Annotated in this window: 24 protein-coding genes; 17 read left to right on the top strand and 7 right to left on the bottom strand. The window is 44.5% G+C overall.

What is annotated here, in order from left to right:
- The first annotated feature begins 2 nt into the window (after nt 1-2).
- From KI659_RS13150 to KI659_RS13125, 6 genes are all read left to right on the top strand, one after another.
- A complete protein-coding gene (locus tag KI659_RS13150; RefSeq protein WP_213945818.1) occupies nt 3-620 on the top strand; it encodes a DUF1684 domain-containing protein in 618 nt (205 codons plus the stop codon).
- Between the two features lie 127 nt (nt 621-747).
- Nucleotides 748-3159: a phenylalanine--tRNA ligase subunit beta gene (gene pheT, locus KI659_RS13145; RefSeq protein ID WP_213945817.1), complete on the top strand. Its 2412-nt coding sequence runs from the start codon at nt 748-750 to the stop codon at nt 3157-3159.
- Between the two features lie 2 nt (nt 3160-3161).
- Nucleotides 3162-3446 carry a hypothetical protein gene (locus tag KI659_RS13140; RefSeq protein ID WP_213945816.1) on the top strand — a complete coding sequence of 95 codons (285 nt, stop codon included), beginning with the start codon at nt 3162-3164 and terminating at the stop codon, nt 3444-3446.
- A gap of 1 nt (nt 3447) precedes the next feature.
- Nucleotides 3448-3732, top strand: coding sequence for a cell division protein ZapA (locus KI659_RS13135; RefSeq protein ID WP_213945815.1), 285 nt, complete (start codon nt 3448-3450; stop codon nt 3730-3732).
- 68 nt (nt 3733-3800) lie between these two features.
- Entirely contained in the window at nt 3801-5363 is a 1563-nt protein-coding gene (gene rny / locus KI659_RS13130) for a ribonuclease Y (protein ID WP_213945814.1), read from the top strand.
- An 80-nt stretch (nt 5364-5443) separates the two neighbouring features.
- Nucleotides 5444-6244: a zinc-dependent peptidase gene (locus tag KI659_RS13125; RefSeq protein WP_246535408.1), complete on the top strand. Its 801-nt coding sequence runs from the start codon at nt 5444-5446 to the stop codon at nt 6242-6244.
- A gap of 8 nt (nt 6245-6252) precedes the next feature.
- On the opposite strand, the gene KI659_RS13120 is transcribed toward KI659_RS13125, so the two are convergent.
- The 3 genes from KI659_RS13120 to sucD all read right to left on the bottom strand — a co-directional run bounded on the left by KI659_RS13120 (nt 6253) and on the right by sucD (nt 9816).
- Nucleotides 6253-7884, bottom strand: a complete 1632-nt coding sequence (locus KI659_RS13120; RefSeq protein ID WP_213945813.1) for an ABC-F family ATP-binding cassette domain-containing protein — start codon at nt 7882-7884, stop codon at nt 6253-6255.
- Between the two features lie 140 nt (nt 7885-8024).
- The gene (locus KI659_RS13115; RefSeq protein ID WP_213945812.1) at nt 8025-8834 is read right to left on the bottom strand and encodes a glucose 1-dehydrogenase; all 810 of its coding nucleotides are present in this window, start codon (nt 8832-8834) and stop codon (nt 8025-8027) included.
- A gap of 97 nt (nt 8835-8931) precedes the next feature.
- On the bottom strand, nt 8932-9816 hold the full coding sequence (gene sucD / locus KI659_RS13110) for a succinate--CoA ligase subunit alpha (RefSeq protein ID WP_213945811.1): 885 nt from the start codon (nt 9814-9816) through the stop codon (nt 8932-8934).
- Between the two features lie 127 nt (nt 9817-9943).
- Here sucD and KI659_RS13105 point away from each other — a divergent pair, with 127 nt between their 5' ends.
- From KI659_RS13105 to KI659_RS13085, 5 genes are read left to right on the top strand one after another with little or no spacing between them, the layout of a single operon-like run.
- Nucleotides 9944-13423: a sensor histidine kinase gene (locus KI659_RS13105; protein WP_213945810.1), complete on the top strand. Its 3480-nt coding sequence runs from the start codon at nt 9944-9946 to the stop codon at nt 13421-13423.
- A gap of 9 nt (nt 13424-13432) precedes the next feature.
- Entirely contained in the window at nt 13433-14611 is a 1179-nt protein-coding gene (locus KI659_RS13100) for a hybrid sensor histidine kinase/response regulator (RefSeq protein WP_213945890.1), read from the top strand.
- Nucleotide 14612: 1 nt separating this feature from the next.
- A complete protein-coding gene (locus tag KI659_RS13095; RefSeq protein ID WP_213945809.1) occupies nt 14613-15242 on the top strand; it encodes an ABC transporter ATP-binding protein in 630 nt (209 codons plus the stop codon).
- The gene (locus tag KI659_RS13090) at nt 15239-16462 is read left to right on the top strand and encodes an ABC transporter permease (protein WP_213945808.1); all 1224 of its coding nucleotides are present in this window, start codon (nt 15239-15241) and stop codon (nt 16460-16462) included. Before KI659_RS13095 ends, KI659_RS13090 begins: the two co-directional genes overlap by 4 nt.
- Nucleotides 16463-16481: 19 nt before the next feature.
- On the top strand, nt 16482-16922 hold the full coding sequence (locus tag KI659_RS13085; protein ID WP_213945807.1) for a hypothetical protein: 441 nt from the start codon (nt 16482-16484) through the stop codon (nt 16920-16922).
- 297 nt (nt 16923-17219) lie between these two features.
- On the opposite strand, the gene KI659_RS13080 is transcribed toward KI659_RS13085, so the two are convergent.
- The gene (locus KI659_RS13080) at nt 17220-18068 is read right to left on the bottom strand and encodes an aminotransferase class IV (protein ID WP_246535407.1); all 849 of its coding nucleotides are present in this window, start codon (nt 18066-18068) and stop codon (nt 17220-17222) included.
- A gap of 74 nt (nt 18069-18142) precedes the next feature.
- On the opposite strand from KI659_RS13080, the gene KI659_RS13075 reads away from it, so the two are divergent.
- Both KI659_RS13075 and KI659_RS13070 read left to right on the top strand, forming a co-directional pair.
- Complete coding sequence (locus tag KI659_RS13075) at nt 18143-18511, top strand: MerC domain-containing protein (protein WP_213945806.1); 369 nt, start codon at nt 18143-18145, stop codon at nt 18509-18511.
- 65 nt (nt 18512-18576) lie between these two features.
- On the top strand, nt 18577-19014 hold the full coding sequence (locus KI659_RS13070) for an SPFH domain-containing protein (RefSeq protein WP_213945805.1): 438 nt from the start codon (nt 18577-18579) through the stop codon (nt 19012-19014).
- Here KI659_RS13070 and KI659_RS13065 read toward each other — a convergent pair.
- Genes KI659_RS13065 through KI659_RS13055 form a run of 3 tightly spaced genes read right to left on the bottom strand, consistent with a single transcriptional unit; the run spans nt 19011 to nt 20674 of the window.
- Nucleotides 19011-19448 (bottom strand): c-type cytochrome, encoded by a 438-nt coding sequence (locus tag KI659_RS13065; protein ID WP_213945804.1) that lies wholly within the window; start codon nt 19446-19448, stop codon nt 19011-19013. The genes KI659_RS13070 and KI659_RS13065 overlap by 4 nt on opposite strands.
- Nucleotides 19445-20098 (bottom strand): SCO family protein, encoded by a 654-nt coding sequence (locus tag KI659_RS13060; RefSeq protein ID WP_213945803.1) that lies wholly within the window; start codon nt 20096-20098, stop codon nt 19445-19447. The genes KI659_RS13065 and KI659_RS13060 overlap by 4 nt, the downstream gene beginning before the upstream one ends.
- A 39-nt stretch (nt 20099-20137) precedes the next feature.
- Nucleotides 20138-20674, bottom strand: coding sequence for a CopD family protein (locus tag KI659_RS13055; RefSeq protein WP_213945802.1), 537 nt, complete (start codon nt 20672-20674; stop codon nt 20138-20140).
- Nucleotides 20675-20848: 174 nt separating this feature from the next.
- On the opposite strand from KI659_RS13055, the gene KI659_RS13050 reads away from it, so the two are divergent.
- The 4 genes from KI659_RS13050 to KI659_RS13035 all read left to right on the top strand — a co-directional run bounded on the left by KI659_RS13050 (nt 20849) and on the right by KI659_RS13035 (nt 25303).
- Entirely contained in the window at nt 20849-21859 is a 1011-nt protein-coding gene (locus KI659_RS13050; RefSeq protein WP_213945801.1) for an aldose epimerase family protein, read from the top strand.
- Nucleotides 21860-21973: 114 nt separating this feature from the next.
- A complete protein-coding gene (locus KI659_RS13045) occupies nt 21974-23653 on the top strand; it encodes a sodium/sugar symporter (protein ID WP_213945800.1) in 1680 nt (559 codons plus the stop codon).
- Between the two features lie 73 nt (nt 23654-23726).
- On the top strand, nt 23727-24887 hold the full coding sequence (locus tag KI659_RS13040) for a galactokinase (RefSeq protein WP_213945799.1): 1161 nt from the start codon (nt 23727-23729) through the stop codon (nt 24885-24887).
- Between the two features lie 5 nt (nt 24888-24892).
- Entirely contained in the window at nt 24893-25303 is a 411-nt protein-coding gene (locus KI659_RS13035) for a hypothetical protein (protein ID WP_213945798.1), read from the top strand.

The raw sequence follows: 25303 nt of genomic DNA, 5'->3' as shown, positions 1-25303 counted from the left end.
CTATGAATACAAGGAATATCATACTAGCTGTCGTGGCCGTGGTGCTGCTGGCAGCGGTTTTTTATGCCCTCTCCGGGGGCGAAACACCCGAACAGTACCAGTCAAAAATTGAAAAGGAGAGAGAGCGGCAGTTCAAGTATCTAAAGTATAATGCCGATTCACCTCTGACCACGGAGCAAAAAAATGAACTGATTGAACTTGATTATTATCCCATTGACCAAAAGTATAGGGTGAAGGGGAGGATGGTGCCGGTGGAAAACCGCAAGATGCTCGAAATCCCCCTCACAGATGGGAATGTGGAAAAGTACATCAAGCATTCCTATGTGGAGTTTGAGCTTGACGGCAAGCCCCAACGCCTGCTGCTGCTTCAGTCTCCGCGTGAACCGGATCTAAGGAAGTTCTTTCTGGCTTTTGCCGATGATACCAGTGCTGAAGAAACTTACGGTGGAGGCAGGTATCTGGATGTCAAGCAAGAGGGGCAGCACACCGTCCTTATGGACTTCAATCTGGCCTATAATCCATATTGTGCTTATAATCCTGAATACGCCTGTCCGATCCCTCCAAAGGAAAACTTACTGGAAGTGCCGGTGAGGGCGGGGGAGAAAAATTACATCAAATAAGCTTTCTGCCACCGGCAATTATCTTAAATTTGTCAGTTATTGGAATGGGTAGCCCCATTTTCATAACCAAAATCAAGTAGCTAATGGCCTCAATTATCTTGAGAGGCTCAAAATATTTTATTCTTCAATGAAAATTTCAATCAATAGGTTAAAAGATTTCATACTGCTGAATCAGTCTTCTGAAGAGATTGCCGATATGCTTACCCAGTCGGGTTTGGAGGTTGAAGGAATCGAGAGGTTTGAATCTGTGCCGGGCGGCCTGGAGGGCATTGTGATCGGTGAGGTATTGACCTGCGAGCCGCACCCCAACGCCGACAAGCTCACTCTTACTACTGTGGACACCGGCAGTGGAGTCGTGCCGATCGTGTGTGGTGCTCCTAATGTGGCCCAAGGGCAAAAAGTCGCAGTAGCGACTGTTGGAGCTACTCTTTACCCAAAAGGAGGTGATTCATTTGTGATAAAGAAGGCCAAAATCAGAGGTGAGGCTTCCCAGGGGATGATTTGTGCCGAAGATGAACTTGGACTGGGTGAAAGCCATGCCGGTATCATGGTACTGGACACGGACCTGCCAAACGGGACGCCTGCAGCGGAGTTTTTCAACATCAAGCATGATGACGTGCTTGAGATTGGCCTTACTCCTAATCGGGCCGATGCCGCCTCGCATCTTGGGGTTGCCAGAGACTTGAAGGCTATCCTTCGGTCTGAAGTTTGTCTGCCATCAGTAAAAGAGTTCAGCGTGGACAATACTTCCCGTAGCATTGCAGTGGAAGTGGAAAATGCCGAAGACTGCCCTCGCTATGCTGGTTTGACGATCAGCAATATCAAAGTCGGTCCTTCTCCGGAGTGGCTTCAGAACTATCTGAAAGCCCTGGATCTGGATCCGATCAACAATGTGGTGGATATCACCAACTATATTTTGCACGACCTTGGACAGCCTTTGCACGCTTTTGATGCGGACAAATTGGCCGGAGAGAAGATCGTGGTAAAAAAACTAGCTGCTGGGACGGAATTTATTACTTTGGATGAAAAAGAGAGAAAGCTTACCGGCGATGAACTGATGATCTGTGATGCGGAGAAAGGGCTCTGCATGGCGGGAATCTTTGGAGGACTGGGGTCAGGTGTGTCTGATCAAACCACCTCCATTTTCTTGGAAAGTGCCTATTTTTCTCCTGATGTAATCCGTAAAGGCAGCCAGCATCACGGATTGAAAACCGATGCATCTTTCCGGTTTGAAAGGGGAACCGATCCCAACATGCCGATTTATGCGCTTAAGCGGGCAGCCCTTTTGATTAAGGAAATTGCCGGAGGGGAAATCAGTTCGGAAATCGTGGACCTTTATCCCAATCCGATTGCTGATTTTGAGGTAGCAGTAAAGTATAGAAACATTACCCGCTTAATCGGTAAGCACATCGAAAAAGAGGAAATTAAGGCTATTTTGACCCATCTCGACATTAAGGTTGTGGATGAGACGGAAGAGGGCTTTAGGGCTATTGTAAAGCCATACCGGGTGGATGTGACCAGAGAGGCAGACATCATTGAGGAAATTCTGAGAATTTACGGTTTCGAAAAAGTTGAGTTGACGGAGCATTATAGCTCTGATTTCTTGGCCGAACATCCCGCCAAGGATGGCAATAAACTTCAGTACAGACTTTCTGAGCTTTTGGGAGGCTTTGGCTATCAGGAGATCGTTACCAACTCGCTTACCAAACCGCAATATGTGGAGAAGGCGGGCTACCTGAAGATGGAGGATAATGTCGAGATCCTAAACAAGCTGAGTGAAGATCTAGGGGTGATGAGGCAGACCATGCTTTTTACAGGTTTGGAAGTTTTGGCTCACAACATCAACAGGAGGCAAAAGGACCTGAAGTTTTTTGAGTTTGGAACCACTTACAAAAAAACTGCCGAAGGGTATCAGGAAGATCAGGTATTGGCGCTGTTCCTGACGGGAGACAAGGGCTCAGAGAGCTGGATGGAGCCATCTAAGAAGGTAGCGTTCCCTGATCTTTACAGCGTGGTGGAAAGGCTTATCGAAAAGCTAAACCTTCCTGAATTGCATATGGAAATAATCCATGATGCTCCTTTTGACTATGCATTGGCTTTGACTTTGGGCAAAAATCCTGTGGGTAAGATCGGGTTGATTTCCGCAAAGGTTTGTAAATTGGCCGAGGTGAAGCAGGAAGTTTTCTATGCGGAGCTCAATTGGGACTATCTGCTGAAGAAAGCTGCGGGATTGAAGAAGTATGAAGAAATATCCAAGTTTCCAGAGGTGAGAAGGGACCTTTCGCTGGTGATTTCCAAGGAAGTCACTTTCGATCATATCAAGCAGCTGGCCGTGAAGGCTGGCGGAAAACTTCTCAAGCGCATCGGGGTGTTTGATGTGTACCAAGGGGACAAGATTGATTCCGACAAGAAGGCTTATGCGTTGAGTTTTTATCTTCAGGATAACGAGAAGACTTTGACCGATAAGGTGATTGATAAGACTATGGGTAGATTGATGCAGTCTTTTGAGAATGAGATTAATGCTTTGATTAGAAAATAAAAATGATCCACGAAGAACTTGACCGGCTAGAGCGGCTTGCCTACCAGGTGAGCAAGAAAATCAACCAACTTGAGGAGGAGAAATCCCTACTTGAGGAAAGGCTTTCCATGGCCGAGTCCAAGTTGAAGGAGAAAGATGATGCTTTGGATCATTTTAAAAATCAAATTAAAATTAGTAAAATTGTAAATAACATACCGGTGGAAAATATGGAGTCCGCCGAATTGAGAGAACGCATCAATAATTATATAAAAGAAATTGATAAGATAATTACCTATTTGTCTGAATAATATGAACACACTTTCCATTAAAATAAAAATAGGAGATAGGGAATATCCTATGAAAGTCAAGGTGGAAGATGAGGCCAGGATCAGACGCGCAGGGAAGCTTATCAACGATAAATTGAAAAGATACAGAGAAGAATTTGGTCTGGATGATAGGCAGGATCTGCTAGCCATGGTGGCCTTTGACTGCATGGTGGAGTCCATGGAGCTTGGTGAAATGAATGCCGAAGGCAGCGAAAAGATCGAGTCTACTTTGTCCCAAATCAATGAACATTTGACATCCTTGATATAATTGTTGAAAATTCGCTCCGTTCGGGACTTTTTGAAAAGCCGGTAGGTCTATAAATCTAAAATATACCTATGGGAGTAACATACATTATTATAGCGGGAGTGGTCGGCCTCATAGTAGGCGGATTGCTGGCAGGTTTTTTTATTAAGAGCAACAATAAAAAGATCGAAGAAGAGGCCCGGGAAAAAGCCAAAAGCACCATCCGTGAGGCTGAGCTTACCGGAGAGTCTATTAAGAAAGACAAAATCCTTGAAGCCAAGGAAAAATACCTACGTCTTAAATCCGAATTTGAAGAGGAAGTAAGTAAGAAGAAGAACATTCTCATCACCAATGAGGGCAAGCTAAAGCAGCGTGAGCAGATCCTTTCCAAGGAAATGGAGCAACTCAAGCGGAAGGAAGCCGAATTGGACAGCAAAAAGGAGAACCTGAATGCCCAGCTACATGCCGTACAGGTGAAAAAAGAAGAACTGGATAGGGTTACCAATCAAAGAATTTCAGATTTGGAGAAAATTGCTCTGCTGACCAGAGATGAGGCTAGGGAGCAGATCATCGAGATGCTGAAAGACGAAGCCCAAACCAAGGCATCTTCCCAAATCAAAGATATCCTAGATCAGGCGAAATTGACGGCTACTAAGCAGGCGAAGAAAATCGTATTGGATACTATCCAGCGAACTGCTACTGAGCATGCAATCGAAAACTGCGTGTCTGTTTTCAACATCGAAAGCGACGATATCAAGGGTAAGATCATCGGTCGTGAGGGTAGAAATATCCGAGCCTTGGAATCTGCCACAGGTGTGGAGATTGTGGTGGATGATACGCCTGAGGCGATTATCATTTCAGGCTTTGATCCTGTAAGGAGGGAGGTTGCCAGATTGTCCCTTCACCGATTGGTACAGGATGGCAGAATCCACCCGGCTAGAATTGAAGAGGTAGTAGCCAAAACCGAGAAAAACATTGAAGAGGAGATTGTAGAAATAGGGGAAAGAACCTGTATTGAGCTAGGAGTTCACGGCCTACACCCTGAGTTGATCAGAATGGTGGGTAGAATGAGATTCCGTTCTTCATATGGACAGAACCTTCTGCAACACTCTAAGGAAGTAGCCAAGCTTTGTGCTACCATGGCTGCGGAAATGGGCTTGAATGCCAAACTGGCTAAGAGAGCTGGATTGCTTCACGATATCGGAAAGGTGTATCCAGAGGAGGCCGAGCTTCCACATGCAATCTTGGGTATGGAGCTTGCCAAGAAATATAAAGAGCATCCGGAAGTCGTAAACGCCATCGGGGCTCACCACGATGAGATTGAGATGACTTCCATGATATCGCCTATTGTTCAGGCCTCCGATGCAATCTCGGGTTCTAGACCTGGTGCCAGACGTGAAATCATGGACAGCTACATCAAGAGGCTAAAGGATCTGGAAGACCTTGCGTTGAGCTTTGATGGAGTGAACAAGTGCTTTGCCATGCAGGCAGGTAGAGAGTTGAGAGTTTTGGTGGATGCCGAAAACGTGGACGATAACACTGCAGGCAAGTTGTCCTTTGATATCTCACAAAAGATAGAAAAAGAGATGCAATATCCTGGTCAAATAAAAATCACGGTTATCCGTGAAATGAGGGCCGTAAATTACGCCAAGTAATAACAGCTCAAAAACAAAAGCCTCCTGTTGTAAGTTTTCAATAGGAGGTTTTTTTGTTTTACACTTTTAGCATCAGCTGTATGGCATTACTTCTAAGCAAAAGGAATTCATTGAGTTTGCTCTGGTACCAGTTTGCAGTAATGTCAGGACTGAAGGGGTTGAGCAGGGAAGAAACCAAAATTCTGGAGGAATATTTTCCCTATTACCAGCAGCTCCCGGAGGGTTTTCAAAAGGAATTCCGCCAACGCTTAGCTTTATTTATCTGCAACAAATGTTTTTATGCGAGGGGCGACCTCAGGGGCGTAACTTTAGAGATGAAGGTTCTCATTAGTGCCACCGCCGTAAAACTGCTTTTTGGATTTCCCAAGCATATATTACTTCGCCATTTTGATAAGATACTCATCTATCCCGACCGCTACCTTTCTACCCAAACCAATAAATACCATAACGGAGAAGTAAATCCCCGCTATGGTGTGATCGTAATTTCCTGGAAGAGCTTTATGAAGGGGTTCGCCCTTCCCAATGATGGGGTGAATCTGGGTATTCATGAATTTGCCCATGCCCTCAAGATTGAAAACCAGATCAAATATAATGGGGAACATAGCTTTTTGGACAAAGTCTGGTGGAAGCGGTATATTGAACTTGCAGCAGAGGAAATTCAAAAAGTAAAGGAGGGTGGAAATTCCTTTTTCAGGTTGCAGGCCAGTGAAAATATCCACGAATTTTTCGCTGTATCTGTGGAGGCCTTTTTTGAAAAAGCATCCGAATTCAAGATCTACAATCCGGATTTATATGAAAGCCTGGTGAATTTGCTTCACCAGGATCCCATAGTGCTTTTCGCTGGGGGCATCGTCAAAGAGTTTGCCTTGGCGAAAGCTTGATTTTTCTGTTATTTCTCCACCTCTCTGAGGTTTTCCATCTTTTTATAAGCCAAGAAGCCATTGATGTCTTCAAAGTGTTCACGCACTCTCTTGTTGCCAAATTCGTAAACCTTGGTCACTAGGCCGTCTAGGAAGTCCCTATCGTGAGAAACCAGGATGAGTGTACCGTCAAATGCCTTCAATGCGTCCTTGATGATATCCTTGGTTTTCATGTCCAAGTGGTTGGTAGGCTCATCGAGGATAAGTAGGTTAACTGGCTCAAGGAGAAGCTTGATCATGGCCAATCGGGTTTTTTCCCCTCCGGAAAGGACCTTCACCTTCTTCATGGAATTGTCTCCGCCAAACATAAAGGCCCCCAAAAGGTCTTTGATTTTCGATCGGATCTCTCCCACCGCAATACGGTCGATGGTGTCAAATACGGTCAGGTTTTCATCCAAAAGCGAGGCTTGGTTTTGGGCAAAATAGCCGATTTGGGTGTTGTGGCCCAGCTCAAGTCTGCCTTCAAATTCAATTTCTCCCATTAGGGCCTTGATCATCGTGGACTTGCCTTCTCCGTTTTTACCTACAAAGGCAATTTTTTGCCCTCTTTCGATGGTCATGGAGGCGTTTTTGAAAACCACATGGTCATCATAAGACTTTGAAAGCTCCTCTACGATCACTGGATATTTTCCGGATCTTGGGGATGGAGGAAAGCGTAGTTTTAGTGCAGAGTTGTCCACCTCGTCCACTTCCACGATTTCCAATTTCTCGAGCATTTTCACCCGGGACTGTACCTGTAGGGTCTTGGAGTAGGTGCCTTTGAAGCGTTCTATGAACTGCATATTGTCAGCGATCATTTTTTGCTGCTCCTCGTAGGCCTTTTGCTGGTGCTCGCGGCGTTCCTTTCTTAATTCAAGGTAATGGCTGTATTTGGCTTTGTAATCGTAGATTCGGCCCATTGTAACCTCTATGGTTCTGGTGGTGATGTTATCTACAAATGCCCGGTCGTGAGAGATTACGATCACAGCTTTGGCCTTTTCGGTCAGGAACTCCTCCAGCCACTGAATGGACTCGATGTCCAAGTGGTTGGTAGGCTCATCCAGAAGAATAAGATCAGGCTTTTGAAGCAGGATTTTGGCCAATTCAATACGCATTCTCCAGCCCCCGCTGAACTCCGAAGTCGGTCTTTGGAAATCAGCTCTTTCAAAACCCAGTCCCAGTAACACTTTTTCCACCTCAGCTTCATAGTTGACTTCCTCGATGGAGTAAAACTTTTCGCTTAGCTCTGATACCTTTTCAATGATTTTGTAATATTCCTCAGAATCGTAGTCAGTCCTTACGGTGAGCTCCTCATTTAGGGCTTCAATTTCAGTCTTCATATCCAAGTAGCTGGCAAAAGCCTTGGAAGTTTCCTCAAACACCGTGGCGTCATCTTTTGTGAGAAGGTGCTGGGGAAGGTAAGAAATCACGAAATCCTTTGGTGCAGACACTCCGCCTGAAGATGGTTTGCCCACCCCGGCAATGATTTTCAGCAGCGTGGATTTACCCGCTCCGTTTTTACCCATTAGGGCGATTTTGTCATTCTCGTTGATGCTGAAGGAAATGTTGCTGAAAAGGGCCGAGCCGCCATGCTGCACGGTTAAGGAATCTACTGAAATCATATCTTTGAATTTGAAGGCGCAAAGATAGTAAGCCTTTGGAAATAAACAGCAAAGGCGAACTTAGCAAAAGGCCACAAAGTCTCACCAAGTCTAAATTAAGTTACACAAAGGCAGGGTTAATTTAGACTTGGAAGTTTCTTTTATTTCTCTTGAAAAGAAGGATAAAGGGTCATGCCGCCATCTATGTAGAGGCTCGTGCCAGTAATATAGTCTGCTTGGTCGGAACTCAGCCATACTGCTGCTTGGGCAATATCTTCAGTGTCGCCGATACGTCCGTAGGGGATTTTTTTGAGCATGTTCTTCTTACCTTCCTCATCTTTCCACTCATGTTCGTTGATGGGGGTTTTGATGGCACCGGGTGAAATGCTGTTGACGCGGATTTTCTTTGGTGCCAATTCTTGGGCGATGGATTTCATCATCATTTTGAGGCCACCCTTGGCTGTGGCGTAGTTGACCCTTCCAGACCAAGGGATGGTGTCGTGAACGGAGCTGATGAAGATGATTTTGCCACAGGCTTTGGATACTTCTTCCTTGATGCCCTGTTCCTGAAAAACCTTGGCAGCACGCTGGGCGCAAAGAAAAGCACCTGTCAGATTTGTCTGAATTACCTTTTGCCAATCCTCTAGAGACATTTCCAAAAATGGTTTGTCTTCCTGTATGCCTGCATTGTTAACCAAAATGTGGAGCTCTCCGAAGGTTTTTTTGGTTTCTTCAAAGATCATTTTCACATCCTCTTCCTTGCCTACATCCCCTTTCACGATGATGGCTTTGCTGCCTTTGTCCACTACAGCTTGTTGGGTTTTCTTGGCTCCTTCTTCATCGCCATGAAAATTGATGACAACATTGGCTCCCGCGGCTCCCAGGGCAATGGCGATGCCCTGCCCAATGCCTGAGCTTCCTCCAGTGACTATGGCCGTTTGGTTTCTTAGAAGTAGGTTTTGATCAATCATGTTCCTGAAGTTTTGGTGGTTAATGTGAACTTGCTTTAGGAACATAAAAAAAGGGGAACTGTTTGGTTCCCCTTTTCTAAATCTGTGCATTATATGCTTATTGAGCTTCTACGCCCAAAGCTTTTGCCATTACTGCACCTATTTCTGCAGGAGAGTCGGCTACGTGGATGCCGTTTTCTCTCATGATTCTCATTTTAGCTTCAGCAGTATCATCAGCTCCACCGATGATGGCACCAGCGTGGCCCATTCTTCGGCCTGGAGGCGCTGTCTGGCCGGCGATGAAACCTACAACTGGCTTCTGGTTGCCGTTTTCTTTGATCCACTTAGCAGCTTCAGCTTCATAGTTACCACCGATTTCACCGATCATTACGATGGCGTCAGTTTCTGGGTCGTTCATCAAAAGTTGAACAGCTTCTTTGGTAGAAGTACCGATGATCGGGTCCCCACCGATACCGATGGCAGTAGATACGCCCAAACCTGCCTTAGCAACCTGGTCAGCAGCTTCGTAAGTCAAGGTTCCTGATTTGGAAACAATACCGATACGGCCTTGCTTGAAGACGAAACCAGGCATGATGCCCACTTTTGCCTCACCTGGAGTGATCACACCTGGACAGTTTGGTCCGATAAGTGTAGCTCCTCTCTGCTGGATGTAAGGTTTTGCTCTCATCATGTCCTTAACAGGAATTCCTTCAGTAATGGCAATGATAACCTTGATACCGGCATCAGCTGCTTCCATGATGGCATCAGCTGCAAATGCAGGGGGAACAAAAATAATGGAGGTATCCGCTCCTGTTTTTTGCACCGCTTCTTCAACAGAGTTGAAAACTGGTCTTTCCAAATGGGTGCTTCCTCCTTTACCTGGAGTGACGCCGCCCACTACATTGGTGCCGTAATCAATCATCTGCTGGGCATGGAATGACCCCTCAGAGCCGGTAAACCCTTGCACAATTACTTTTGAATTCTTATTTACTAAAACACTCATGTCGCGATTTTTAAAGTTTGATACAAAAATAAGACATTAAGACCTTTCACAAAAGAATTATCAAACATTCTCAATTTAATTTATTCTAATCATTGTTTTTTATAAATTAGTAGAATACTACAATTTTATGCGAAAGCTTTTTCTTTCTTTTGTTTTATGTTTGCTTGCATTTGTAGGTGTTTCCCAGTCTTTTCAGCAGAATAGGAAAATAAAAGGCTTGGAATTACCCACAAATAGGGTGTTTAATATTCTGCAGGATGGGCAGGGGAAAGTATGGCTGGCTACTGATAGGGGGGCATTTTATACCAATGGGCTGGTCACTCATTACCTTCCTGATTCCATTCACCAAAAATTAAATCGCCGGGTAAATCTTTTTCAGACTCCCCAAAATGATATCTTCATCCATAAGGCATCCTCTCCGAATGAAATTTGGAGGCTGTCTGGAAACAGCTGGTCTATCATAGAGTTGCCCAAAGAAATTACAGAGGGAAACAGATACCGGGGCCATAGTAAAGCTCAGCCGGCGAGTACATCTTCAGGGGAGAAAGTTTTTTTTATGGAACCCGGGCTTATAGCCGTGCTAGACATCAATACACTTAACTGGGAAGTGGATAACGTGGATTATGACGAATACGGAGATTTTCTTTCAGTGTTTTGCGAGGGGGAATCTTGCAGGATATTTTTTAAAAACGTGGTCGTAGACTACCAAGACGGTCTATTGGATGTCCAGCCCAATCACAATGATGTACTGGAAGGGCCTATATATAAGGTGACCAAAAATGCTGAAACGGGTGAATACTTCTTTTTAGGTCAAAATGTACTGGCCAAAGGGGAAGCGTTAGACGAAGTAGAAAACCGCCTTCATTCAGGCTTTAGCGACAGGCCTTTTGGAAGTATCGATTATTTTGACCTCAAAGTCCAAAATGGGTACGCCTTTTACTTCTTCAACTCACAACTTTTTAGAATAGGGCTAAACGCCAACAGGTCGCTGGAAAGCTTGCCGCTCAGGATCTCAGTGGAGGAAGGGATGCGTACCTATTTTATCCACGGTTTTATGCAGGACCGGGAAGGAGCCCTTTGGCTGGGGAGCAGAAGGGGGGTGACGCAGATCCCTTCATTGGCATTTCAGAATTTCAATACCAGCCACGGCTTGCTTGATGATGAGGTCACGGCTATTCAAAGGCTGGGCAGTGGGAATTACCTTATAGGTTTTCCAAGCGGTGTGCAGTATTATACCGAAGGGCAGCTAAAAACCCTGAGCACTTTCCCGAAGCTAAGAGGGGGGACGGTAAACCGTGTCAACAATTTCACGCAGTTGGATGGGTATTACTATTTCTCGGCAGGTGGTCAGGGCGTGGGAAGAGTAAATCCTAAAACATGGGAAGTGACTTATTTTAAGCCTCCAACAGGCGAGCCTGTTCAATACATCAAAGTGGTAGACGGAGAGCTGTATGTGCTTGCCGGTGCCAGCCTTTTCAGAGCCGATGCCAGTGGGAATCAATTGAATTACACCGATATTTTTGCTTCCGTTTTTCAGGATATTATTGATACTAGGTTTTATGTACGTAAAATTGGGGAACTGGCGGATGGCCGGGTGGTTTATCTTCAGAGTAGGGATGAAGGAATACAGGAGGGGTTGGTAGATCGACAGCATTATATAAGAGTAGGAGGGTATGATTACCTGGAGACCCCCGAAGGCTTATTGATTGGTACGGATGAAGGGATAAAGGTTTATAAAGATGGCCGATTGGAGATGTATCGTTATCAAGGCGATCAGACCTTTGACAGGCCTGCTTACTCCATTTTGAAGGATTCTAGAGGAGGCCTTTGGGTCGGAAGTGACCGTGGGGTATTTCTTATCGATTCGCATAAGGTCCTGAATTTTGACCATACGAGTGGTTTGGCCGGTGATGAAATCAATAGGGGGGCTTTTGTGAAAGGCTATGACGGTAGGATTTTGGTAGGGACAGAAAATGGCCTATCCATTATTTTTCCCAATGAAATCAAAGAAGTAGAGAGCCCAAAGGTTACTTTGGGGGAGACAGTCGTATTGGCATCCAATGCTCAGGACATCGATTTGGAGAGTATACCTTACAATTTAAATAACGTCCAGATTTTCTATGAAGCCATATCATTTATGCCCCAAATGAATATGGAAGTGCATTACAGGCTAAGGGGGCTAACCGATGAGTGGACGGTAATAAAGGATCCCAAAACTTCTTATATTTCATTTAACAATCTGCCGGGAGGTACCTACTACTTGGAATTGAAAGCTAGCCTTAATGGCCAGTTTGAATCCGAAACCGTAGTTTCAGAGCCTTTTAGGGTAGATGAACCCTATTACCTCAAACCGATATTCATCTTCTTGGTTCTGGTGCTCTTTTTGGCCTTAGGGTTCATTCTTAATACTTTGCTCAACCAATTTCGAAACGAGATGCTTTTGAGAAAAACCATTTCCCAAAAGATTTCTGAAATTCAGGTGGCAGAGGAGCAGTTCCGAAATGTTTGGACCAGTTCCAGGGATGGCCTTTGCCTTACTTTGGCTGGGGGGCAGATAGTAACCGTAAACCCGGCCATGGCCAAACTCTGCGGGGTTAGGGAGAAAGACCTGAAAGGTAAAAATATGTCTGTCATGTTTACAGACCTCAATTATTTTGATAAGCAGGGTGCTGAAATCTACCAGAAGTTGCAAGCTAATGGACAAAAAGGGTATTTGAAAGAATTGACCATACCTTTTGTCAGCGGTACCAAAACTATCGAGCTTTTCTCAACCCTCTTGGATATCAAGCACAAGCAGAAGCCGATGATCCTAAATGTGTTTAGGGACATCACCGAGAAGAAAAACAATGAATTGGCCCTACAGCATGCGAAGGACAGGGCGGAAGAAGCCAACAGGCTAAAGTCGAGGTTTTTGTCCAACATGAGCCATGAGATCCGCACGCCGTTAAACGGGATTTTGGGCAGTACCGAAAACATGATTTATACCCACAGAAATAACCCAGAGCTGCTTTCCCAGCTGGAGATAATCTTGGAAAGCGGGGAACGGTTGCTGAAGACCATCAACAGCATTTTGGACATGTCTAAAATTGAGGCAAACAAGCGGGAAATTCATTTTAAGGAAACCAACATCAATGACTTTATCTCCAAAGCCCTCATGCCGCATAAGGCCTTGGCCATGAAAAAGGGCTTATTGCTTACAGCCAAGTTTGAGACCAAATCCTTCATTGCCCCGATTGATAGGGAATCAATAGAATTGATTATCAACCACTTGGTGGGGAATGCAATTAAGTATTCGGAGACGGGCTTGATTCAGATAAAGGTAAAAAATATAGATAACTCGCTATTTATTAGGGTTCAGGATCAAGGGATTGGTATGAGTGAGGAATTTTTGCTGAAAGTTTTCCAGCCATTCCAGCAGGAAAGTGGGGGATATGCCCGTAAATTTGAGGGGACTGGACTGGGGCTTTCCATTACGAAAAGCTTGGTAGATTTGTTAAAAGGGCATATCTTACTGAAAAGTACCCAGGGTATAGGTACTATGGTGACGGTGGTGCTTCCTTTGGAGGCAGAAGTCGTCGTTCAAGACCCAACCGATAATTTTTCCTAAAATTTAATGATGAATCCTTTGAATATTTTAATAACTGAGGACGATACCGTCTCCGCATTACTGCTCAAAAAAGCGCTCGAGAAAAACAACCATAAGATATTAGCCATTGCGGATTCCGGTGAGGAGGCTTTGGAATTCCTGGAGCAGAATACCGCAGACATGGTGATGATGGATATCAACCTAGCCGGGGAGCTCGATGGGATCAGAACCACTGAGATCATCAATGAAAAATATGCCATTCCGGTAGTTTACCTCACAGCCAGCTCTGATGAGGAGACGCTCCAGAAAGTAGTAGGCACCAACCCAAGTGCCTATGTGATCAAGCCCTTTAATATCCGTGAATTAAATATGGTGATTGAACTTGCTATATTTAAGGACAGAAAAGAAAAAGAGCTCCAAAAACTGAATGAGCTTTTGGAGGAAAAGGTGAAAATAAGGACCGCTGAACTCAATGAAGCAAACAAGGAGCTTCAAAGAGCTCTTGAGAAGGAAAGGGAAATCAATGAGCTGAAATCCAGGATCGTTCTCAACGTGTCCCATGGTTTTAAGACCCCACTTACTTCCATCCTGAGTTCGGCCCAGTTGCTGCAAAAATATGCCCAAAAGGATCACCCTTTCAAAGCCAAAATGGCCAAGCATGCGGATAAGATCGAAGCCTCTGTAAGAACGCTCAACAGTCTTTTGACCAACGTACTCTTCTTTGGCAAAGCCGATGAAAACAAAATAGCTTACAAACCGGGCAAGCTTTATACTTCAGCGTTTTTCAATGAGGTGATCGATGTGGTACAGGCTGGGGTGGAAAACAAGGTCAACATTGTCACTAAAATCGAGAAGTTGCCCAAGACTATCTATTGTGATCAGGACCTGCTCTATCAAATCTTTGAAAATCTCTTAAGCAATGCTGCCAAATATTCCAAAGAGAATGGAGAGGTGCTTTTTAAAGTTTGGATGGAGGATAAGACCCTACACGCCTGCATTCAGGATGCTGGTATCGGAATTCCAGACAAGGAGCAGGCCCAACTGTTTGATAGGTTCTTTAGAGCCGGTAACGTGGGGATCATTGAGGGGTCTGGTCTAGGCTTGTCAATTGTCAAAAAGAGTGTGGATGTGCTCAAGGGAGAAGTTACTTTTAAGAGCGAGGTTAAAAAAGGCACTACCTTCTTTGTGAAAATTCCTTTAGAAAAATAAAATGCTGCATACCAAAAATATTCGCTTCCATTACGATACCAAGAATGCCTTCATTATCCCGGATGTGAATCTGGCCAGGGGTGAAAACCTGCTGGTGCTTGGACATTCGGGAAGCGGTAAAACCACCTTTTTGAATATTTTAGGAGGATTACTTGAACCCCATGGGGGCGATTTAAGGCTTGGCAACACTGAACTATATAAGCTCAAAGGGGCCGAGTTGGATAAGTTTAGGGGCAAAAATATCGGGATGATATTCCAGAAGCCTCACATTTTGGCGCCTTTAACGGTGAAGGAAAATCTTCAATTGGCCAATTACTTGTCCGGGGCTAAACCCTACGATATGGATGAAATCCTTTCAGACCTTAATATTTTGGATAAGAAAAACTCCAAAATCAGCCAATTGAGCGAAGGGGAGGCCCAGCGGGTTTCCATTGCCAGGGCCTTGGTAAACCATCCCAAGCTGATCCTCGCCGATGAGCCTACCGCATCACTAGACGATGCCAACGCCGAGCGGGTAATACAGCTCTTGAAAAAGCAGGCCGAAAAACTCAATTCAATCCTTATCGTGGTCACCCATGATCAAAGGGTGAAAAACCATTTCACTAACCAGATGACAGTAGGGAAACAATGAACATCTTCAAGTTAAGCTGGAAATACCTCATTTTCAAACCTCTCAATACAACCTTAAGCATCCTTTTGTTGGCCCTTGGCCTCTCTGTTATTACGGTGCTTTTACTAATGCAGAATCAGTTTGAGTCCAAAATGACGCGCGGAGCCGAGGGGGTGGACCTGGTAGTGGGAGCAAAAGGGAGCCCACTTCAACTGGTGCTCTCCAGCGTATATCATATAGATTTTCCTACAGGTAACATTCCCTTGAAAGATGCCCGTGGGCTTACCCGTAACAGGCTCGTCAAATCAGCCATTCCCATGGGTATGGGGGATAATTATCAGGGATTCCGAATCGTGGGCACTAATCACGATTATTTGGAGCTTTATAATGCAGGTCTTTCGGAGGGAGAATATTGGACTAAACCCTTTGAGGTGGTACTGGGTGCAGAAGTGGCCAAAAAGCTGAATTTAAGCTTGGGGAGTGAATTTGCCGGTTCACATGGGATCGCTACTGCCAGCCATGACCACGATGAACATGATTACGTGGTGGTTGGTATTCTGAAAGAAAGTGGGAATGTATTGGATAACCTGGTTTTGACCAGCTTGGAATCTGTTTGGTTCTCGCATGCGGAAGAGCATGACCATGTAGCTATGGGAGCCCCTGTGGTGACCAGTGGGTTGCCGGAAACGGATGAAGAAGGGGTTGAAATCACCACCCTACTGATCCAGTACAGAAACCCGATGGCCGCTGTACAGTTGCCAAGGTTTATAAATAGCCGGACCAGCATGCAGGCAGCCTCGCCGGCTTTTGAGCTAAACCGTTTGTTTGAATTGCTTGGAGTAGGGGTTACGCTCGTTCAGGGCTTGGCCATTGCCATTATTATCATAGCTGGCCTGAGTATTTTCATTGCCTTGTATAATTCCATGAAGGAGCGGAAATATGACCTCGCCGTCATGCGGACCCTGGGAGCCTCTCGCGGGCAGCTGTTCTTTCATATTGTACTTGAAGGGGTTATTTTAACGTTTATTAGTGCATGTGTGGGTGTATTGCTTGGGCACTTTTTTGTCCAGATCTTGGTTAGCCTCAACGAACAGGGGGCAATTGCCGGGATTTCGGCTTGGACCTTTATAGAAGAAGAGTTGTATATTTGGGCTTATGCAATCGGGGTGGGAATTGTAGCTTCCCTGATTCCAGCTTGGAATGCCTATAGGACAGACATTGCGACCCAATTGACGAAATAAATAATACCAAAATAATAGTATGATATTAGTAAAAAGATTTTTGTTGACATTCCTAGCCGTCGTGGCAGCGCAGGTAGCCTTTGCCCAAGATGTAAGTGTGTGGAGGGATCTTGCCAATGTGAGTTATAAGATTGGTGAAGATGATTTCGGCGAATTGTATGTGCCTGATTTTAGCGAGAAAATCAAAAGCTTGGAAGGGACTGAAGTGACCGCTGATGGCTATATCATCCCATTTGAAGGCATGTTTAAACCGGAGCATATCATACTTTCCTCACTTCCTTTGGCAGAATGTTTTTTCTGTGGGGCCGGTGGTCCTGAAACGGTGATGGAGGTGATGCTTAAAGATCCCATAAAATACACATCAAAGCGTGTCCAGGTGAAAGGTACCCTAGTTTTGAACGAGAAAGATCCTGAAAAGCTGATGTACATTCTCAAAGATGCCCAGCTGGTATCCAAATAAAATTGAGCTCCGAGAAATCGGAGCTTTTTTTATGTCGACCGCAGAATTGACGTGATGGAAAAGTCCTATGTTTTCATGGAAATTAGCAGAACAGGCGGGAATGTGTTAAGAATGTGGCCGACATCCTGCCTACATTCCTTAAGTATCCCTTGAGTATCCCTTGGATATCCCTTGGAAATCCTGCTCTTATCCTGCCTTTGTGATGCCTTTAGATCTAGAGTATATAGCGAGCTTCAGAGAAAAAGCCCCTTATGACATGGCAGGCATTGCCATAAGGGATAAATGATTTAAGGCAGTTTATTCCGAGCTGGTTTTTTCTAGGACACTAAACTTTTCCAGGAGCTGTTGGGTCATTTTGCCTGGTATGCCCTTGCCGATTTTTTGGTCATCTACCTGGGTCACGGGAAGGATTCGCTTCGTGGTGCTGCTCATGAATACTTCATCAGCCTCAAACATTTCCTCAAGGCTGATATCCCTAACCTGTGCCTCGGGAACCTGACTGAGGATGAATTTCCGGGTAACACCATGCAAAATGTTTTCTTTTGGGGTGACAAGGATGCCGTCTTTTACAATGAAAATGTTACTCCTGCTACTTTCTGAAATAATCCCTTTAAAATGATAAATCAGGTCTTCCACGTTGTTTTCCTTCCAGGTAAGGCTGGAATGCACCGCTTGGCTATAATTGGTGGTCTTCACTTCGGGAATGGGTCTCACATATTCTGAGGTGATGAGTTTTACACCATTTTCATATTTGGATGCGGCAGGCATCTGAAGGTCTTCACAAAAGATAAAGAAAGATCCTTCTGCCGGGCTAAAATGGTTGGGCGAAATTCCCCCTGACAAAACCATTCGGACTCCGCCCTCCTTTAGGTCGTTTTTTTCAATAAGCTCTGAAATGATCTCTTCAAGTTCTTTTTTGGAATAGTCCAGAGGAATTGCTGTGATCTTCGCTGATTTGGTAAACCTGTCCAGATAGTCGGAAAGCAAAATCGGCTCATGGTTGACAGTTCTGAAGAAATCAAAAATGGCATATCCTCTGATCAAGCCTATATCGGCAGGATGGAGGGTGGCCGACTGGCTAGGAATGATCTCATTTTTTGCAAAACAATAGGGTCTCATAGGCATGTTCAAGGAAGGGTGATCCATGTAATTTAAAGATTATCTAGACTTTAACTACAGAAAATTTTGTGGTTGAAAATTGATGTCTTATATTTGCAATCATGTTGCAGAAAGTGAAAGAAATAGCATTACTCAAATCCGACATCTTAGGGATGTCTGCTTCCTTCGTGTGCATGATCCACTGCATTTCTGCTCCAGTTATTATATCCATGGGTTATTTTTTCAATTTTTATACCCATAATCATACGTTTGATTTTGTCTTTTTCCTGTTGGCCTTGGTGGCTGTTTGGCTGACAAATAAAAGTACGCAATCTGTTTTAATTAAGGTAGCACTTTGGGCAACTGTTTGTCTTTTCGGTACCAGTTTGTTTTTGCATGACTTTATCCAATGGATGCAGTATGTTTCCCTGGTCTGTTCGGCTATTCTGGTATCGATTCATTACCTAAATTGGAAATATCAATTTAAGTAATGACCTAATGTGTTTTTATTGAGGTATTTTTTTAGGAATTTTGCCAATTCACTAGCCTATTAGCCATGCTTTGCAAATTTTCAACCCGAATCCTGCTTTTACTTCTAATCATTGGATGTTTTTCATGTGATGGAAAGACTTCCGTAAGTGAATCCGAGGATCATTCGGACCTGAAAGAGGAAGTTATCGCCATCCATGATGAGGTAATGCCTCAAATGGGCCGATTGAAAAACATGGAAAAACGCGTAACCTCCCAAAAAGATAGCCTTGTAGCTTTAGATTCTGCGGGCCATTCAGAGGAGATCGCTCACAAAGCCAGTATCGTCGATGAACTCAACCAGGCTTATGATGGAATGTTTGTTTGGATGAGACAATTCCGTCCAGATGATATAGAGTCTGAGGAAGAGGAAACCTACCTACTTGAGCAAAGAGAAAAAGTGCAGGAGGTAAATCGCCAGATAAAAGAAGCTTTGGCTAGGGCCGAGGCCGAAGTTGGGAGTTAATCCGCCAAAAATTTTTCCACATCTGAGGCGCTAACCAATCCCTCATCATTGCCCCATACATTGTAGATATAGGTCATGATCTGGGCAATTTCGATTGGAGTGAGCTGAGTGTTGGCTGGCATGTTTTGGTTATATTGCACACCGTTCACGGTGATTTCTCCTTTTATACCATATCGGATCAGCCGGGCAGTTCTGCCCTGATCTTCCAGCATGAAGTCAGCTTGGGCCAGTGGTGGGATAACCCTACCCAAACCAGTACCGTCGGATTGATGGCAATTTGAGCAGTTTTGCTCATACAGGGTTTTGCCCTCGATGGCATACTGCTTGGTTTTGGTGTCCTTGATGTGGGAAATGGATGAGGTGCTTTTTTCCGATTCGCAAGCGAGTGAAACCGTTCCCAAGAGAGCTAGGGCAATAATTTTTATTACATTCATGAATTGCTTAGCAATTTTGGGATGTCATTCATTAGTTTGTCTACCTGATCACTTTTGGTGCCGTCATACACCCCTCTGATATGGCCATTCTGATCCACCAATACAAAAGCGCCTGAGTGAAGAAATCCTCCTGGCTTCTCTTTATCTTCCATGGCGGTGGTCATGTAGCTGGTCTGTCCGATTTCAAAAATCTTTTCCTGATCACCAGTAAGAAAATGCCATGTGGAGGCGTCTTCCACACCAAGGCGGGCTGAGTAATCATTTAATAAGGCAACTGTATCAAATGTGGGATCGATGCTGTGGCTTAAAATCTTAAAACCAGGCTGGTCGCCAAACCTTTCATAAACTCTCAGCATTTCTGATTTCATCACAGGGCAAATGGTAGGGCAGCTGGTAAAGAAAAAGTCGGCTACGTAGACCTTGCCCTTCACCGTTTCGTTAGTGACGGTTTCGCCATCCTGGTTTTGAAATGAAAAATCAGCGATCTGGTGGTAAACCGTATCCGTTTTTGTTTCTCCATCCACCGTTCTTTCCTCAGCATAGCGGTGTCCCAAAATCGGAAGCTCGTCACTTTGACCATTCATGGGTCCGCAAGAGTTAAGAAAAGGGACCAGAATGATGGCCAGAGAACAGATATGACGTAATTTCATTGATTCAATATTTTTATAAGATACAAGGGGCGAAAGCTATTAGTTCCTCTCCCGAATCCTTTTGTAGATCCAGATTCCGGCCATAAGCAAGCCACTCAAAGCCACAAGGCCCACCAGTCCCCAAACCATATCCGTAAGATTTTTCAGCACAATCAGGAAAACAATTGCAAATAGCAAAACAGTTGCCGCTTCATTCCATAGCCTGAGCTGGTTGCTGGTCCATTTGACCACGCCATTCTGAAGCTGTTTATATATGCGGTGGCAAATGAGGTGATACATGTATAAAAGAGCCACAAAGGTGAGCTTGGCATGCATAAACGGTAATTGGGTATAGCCCCAGCGGTACGAGAGTACCCAGAAACCGAAGATCAAAGTTAGGATAGCAGAAGGCCAAGTAATGCCCATCCAAAGCCTTTTGGCCATCAGGTCCAATTGGGGCTTGAGGATGTTTCTTTCGACCTCAGGCTTTTCCAGGGCTTCCACTTGATAGATAAATAGGCGGACTATATAGAATAAACCTGCAAACCAGGTGACGATAAAAATTATATGAAGTGCCTTCAGGTACTCAAAAGCCATGTATACTGGGGTTGGGTAAATTGCAATGTTTTAATTGTCAACAAAGTTACTTCTCAAATTCCACTGGGCAAAACATTTTTGACGGGTTGGGTTTTTAACTTTATGAAATTGGCAACTTGTCAGGCTGAAGTTGCCAAAATCATATTTTTACTTTAAATCAAAACCTATAAGCGCATGAACCTATACAAACTGAAAAACTCCAACGGAATGGAAATACACGTCACCAATTACGGGGGGCGGGTGGTCAAATTACTGGCTCCTGATAAAGAAGGGCAGCTTTTGGACGTCGTGTTGGGGTTTGATGATTTGCAGGATTATAAAAAAAGCAGCGAAGCCTATTTTGGGGCGGTGATAGGACGATTTGCAAACAGGATTGCGAAGGGGAAGTTCACTCTGGATGGAGAAGAATTTACGTTGGACCAAAATAATGGGCCAAACTCCCTCCATGGTGGTGCGAAGGGGTTTCACCATGCCGATTGGGAAGTACTGAGTGCAGATACCGAGCATGTGGCGTTTCGGTATTTATCAGCGGATGGGGAAGAAGGTTTTCCTGGTAACCTTGAGGTCAACATGGTGTACACACTCACAGAGGAAGATGCCTTTCGGATTGATTATGAGGCCACCACTGACCAGAAAACTGTTGTCAACCTCAGTCACCATTCATTCTTTAACCTAAATGGAGCTGGCGAGGGAGATGTTTTGGATCACCAATTGGAAATCAATGCCAACGCCTTTACCCCAGTGGACGAAACCCAAATTCCAACTGGGGAGATTACATTGGTAAAAGACAGTCCTTTTGATTTTCATTCTCCCAGGGTCATAGGAGAGAGGATCAAGAATGACCATGTGCAACTTAAATTTGGGAAAGGCTACGACCACAATTGGGTGCTTAACAGGCCTGAGCCCGGCCTGTTGGAATATGCGGCAGGCATATGGTCGGAGAGATCTGGGATCAAAATGGAAGTGTTCACCACACAGCCCGGAATTCAGTTTTACACCTCCAATTTTTTGGATGGAAGAGTGAAGGGAAAAGGTGGGAAAACCTATCCCAAGCACAGTGCTTTCTGCTTGGAAACCCAACATTTTCCAGATAGCCCAAATCATTCCTACTTTCCAAGTACAGTATTGGAGAAAAGGGAGGTGTATAGGGAAACATGTGTTTATAAATTTTCGACTCTAGAATAGGTCAAAATCAAAAAAAGTCTCTGCATATTCATAACTTATAAAAGGTATTAAGGGATTTTTGAAGTTATTGTTTTAATTTCAGCCCTAATATTAAAACCTGTTTAACCTTTTGTTATGGAATTTTCATGGATTGACCAAGCTGTATTTATAATTTACGGTTTGGTTATCATAAGTATAGGACTTTATGTCTCCCGAGGAAAGGGGCAGACCTCCGAGGATTACTTTTTGGCGGGTAAAACCCTGCCTTGGTGGGCTATTGGAGCCTCCTTGATTGCCGCCAACATTTCTGCAGAGCAGTTTATCGGAATGTCAGGTTCCGGATTTGCCATAGGGCTGGCGATTGCCTCCTATGAGTGGATGGCCGCCCTAACTTTGATTATCGTGGGTAAGTTTTTCCTTCCCATTTTCATCAATAAAGGACTTTATACCATTCCAGAATTTATTGAAAAGCGCTATAGTACCAACTTAAAAACTATCTTGGCGATCTTCTGGATAGCCCTTTTCATTTTTGTCAACCTTACTTCCGTATTGTATTTGGGGGCCACAGCATTGGACACCATTATGGGTGCCGGTGACGGTGGTTTATTTTATTATAGTATAATAGGCTTAGCGCTTTTTGCTGCAGCCTATTCTCTTTATGGGGGACTTTCGGCAGTGGCTTGGACAGATGTGATCCAAGTTGTCCTGCTAGTGATTGGTGGTTTGATTACCACTGGTTTTGCGCTTCACTATTTGGCCGAGGGAGAAGGGATTTTTGCCGGGATGAAAATGGTCTATGAGCAAGTACCGCAGAAGTTTTCGATGATTCTTTCCAAAGGTGAAATCATCACCCCTGACGGCAGAGATGCCTGGTGGGATCTTCCGGGGCTGGCCGTCTTGCTAGGTGGAATGTGGGTTGCCAACCTTTATTATTGGGGTTTCAACCAATATATCATACAGCGAACTTTGGCTGCAAAAAGCCTTGGAGAAGCTCAAAAAGGGATTGTTTTAGCGGCCTTCTTAAAGCTTATCATTCCTATCATTGTTGTATTGCCTGGAATCATCGCCTTTGTGATGAATTCAGATGCTGCTGGCAACATCACCGCTGCTTCCGCTGACCCATCCTTTTTCAGTGCCACAGGCCGTGTGATCAATGACAACGCAGCCCCATGGCTGATCACCTCCTTTGTGCCAGTAGGATTAAAAGGTTTGGTGTTGGCAGCTCTAGCAGCAGCGATTGTATCTTCACTTGCCTCTATGTTGAACTCCACGGCGACCATTTTTACCATGGATATCTACAAGCCGTTTTTTGCAAAAAAAGGCGGTTCGGAGAAAAAACTGGTGACAGTGGGTAGACTTTCGGCGAGTTTGGCGCTTGTGATTGCCGTTATTTTGGCACCTCAGCTTCAGAATCTTGGCCAGGTATTCCAGTACATCCAGGAATATACTGGCATAGTCAGCCCGGGTATCTTGGCGGTATTCATGATGGGATTATTCTGGAAGAAATCCACCAACAACGCCGCAATCTGGGGGGTGCTAATTTCCATGCCGATTGCCGCTTACTTTAAAGTTGGACCAAATGAGTGGTCCGACAGCCCTTTGTTTGTGGTGTTGCCATTTATGAACCAAATGATGTGGACTTGGGTGCTTACCATGATTGTGATGGTGATTATCAGTTTGATCGAAAATAAGGGGCAAAACCACGAAAAAGGCATTCCTCTTACCAAGAGCCTTTTTGCCACCAGCCCTGCATTCAATATTTCATCCATAATAATATTGTTGCTGCTGACCATGCTGTATGGCTTGTTCTGGTAATTTGATTAAGATGTAAAAGGATTTGAATGGGCTTTCTGAAAGGAAGCCCATTTTTTCTAAATTTAGGGTTAGAATGAAGAAAACAATATTTGAGGAAAAAGTCGCACGTACTTTTAAGGAAAAATATATCACTACTCCCATCATGGTAAATGCTCCTGGAAGGATCAACCTGATAGGAGAGCATACCGACTACAATGAGGGCTTCGTCCTTCCGGCAGCAATAGACAAAGCCATGGTTTTGGCCATTGCTGAAAACGGTTTGCAGGAATGTAGGTTATACTCGCTGGATTTTGAAGAGGAATTTAGATTTAACCTAAATGATTTCGCTCCTCAGTCTTCCGGCTGGGCGAATTATTTGATGGGTGTTGTGGACCAGCTTCAGAAAAACGGCTTGGAGGTTAAGGGTTTCGATTGTGTTTTTGGAGGCAATATTCCGATTGGGGCTGGTCTTTCCAGCTCGGCAGCCTTGGAATGTGGTATAGCTTTGGGGTTGAATGAGCTCTTTGAGTTGGGCTTGAAAAAGGTCGACCTGGTCAAAATCGGTCAGCTTGCCGAGCATACCTTTGCCGGTGTACAATGCGGGATTATGGATCAATTTGCCTCAGTGTTGGGAAAAGAGGGTCATGTCATTCGCTTGGATTGCCGGTCTTTGGATTACAGCCTTTTCCCCCTCAAGCTGGATGAGCATGCTTTGATCCTTTGTGATACCCAAGTAAAGCATTCCCTGGCAGATTCTGCATACAATCAGCGAAGAAAAGAATGTGAAGAGGGTGTTGAGCTGTTGAAAAAGTATTTTCCAGCCATAAACAGTCTTCGGGATGTAGATTTGGATATGCTTGAAACCCATGAAGCTGAATTTGATCAAAAAGTTTATAAGAGGTGTAAATATGTGGTGATGGAGAACGCACGCGTTTTGAAGGCCTGCGAGGTTTTGGAACGGGATGATTTCAACCATCTTGGCCAATTGATGTATGCCTCCCATGAAGGGCTTTCCCAACTCTATGAAGTCAGCTGCCAAGAGTTGGATCTACTGGTAGAAGAGACAAAAAAGCTGGGTTATGTGCTGGGAAGCCGGATGATGGGAGGAGGCTTTGGAGGCTGTACGCTAAATTTGGTGGAAAAGGATAAGGTGGCTAAGTTTGAGGAAGAACTCAAAGTAGTATATGAAAACGCTTTTGGGATTACTTTGAAGACTTATGTGGTCAAAATTGATGAGGGGACACGCTTAATTTAAAACTGATGAAGACTAAATCTATATTTTACATTTTGATCTTGGTAGTCGGGGGGGTGGTTTTATGGATCGCCAAGGATACCTTTACTCAGCCTGGCGTTCAAGATCTCAGAGGGGATTACAAGGAAGTGGCGATGTACAGAAATGAAAACAACACTGGCCCAATTGTGAGGGTGTATGCTGTGGCAACTTCCGACACTCTATGGAATGAAATGGAGGATTACGGCAATTTCATGCCCCATACCAAGTATGGCAATACCAAGGTTTTTTTCTTCAACGCTACTGAAAATTACCCCAGTGAGTTGGCTCCTGCGGCACCTTATTTTCCCGAAGAATACCAGCAAGCCTGCATTGGCATGTATGAGAAAAGTGCCATGGGAGAAGTAAGCCTGAAAAGATACCCGTTTCGTCAAAGATAA

The sequence above is a fragment of the Litoribacter ruber genome, assembly GCF_018449405.1.
Lineage (GTDB): Bacteria > Bacteroidota > Bacteroidia > Cytophagales > Cyclobacteriaceae > Litoribacter > Litoribacter ruber.
This window is presented reverse-complemented; position numbering and strand designations above follow the sequence as displayed.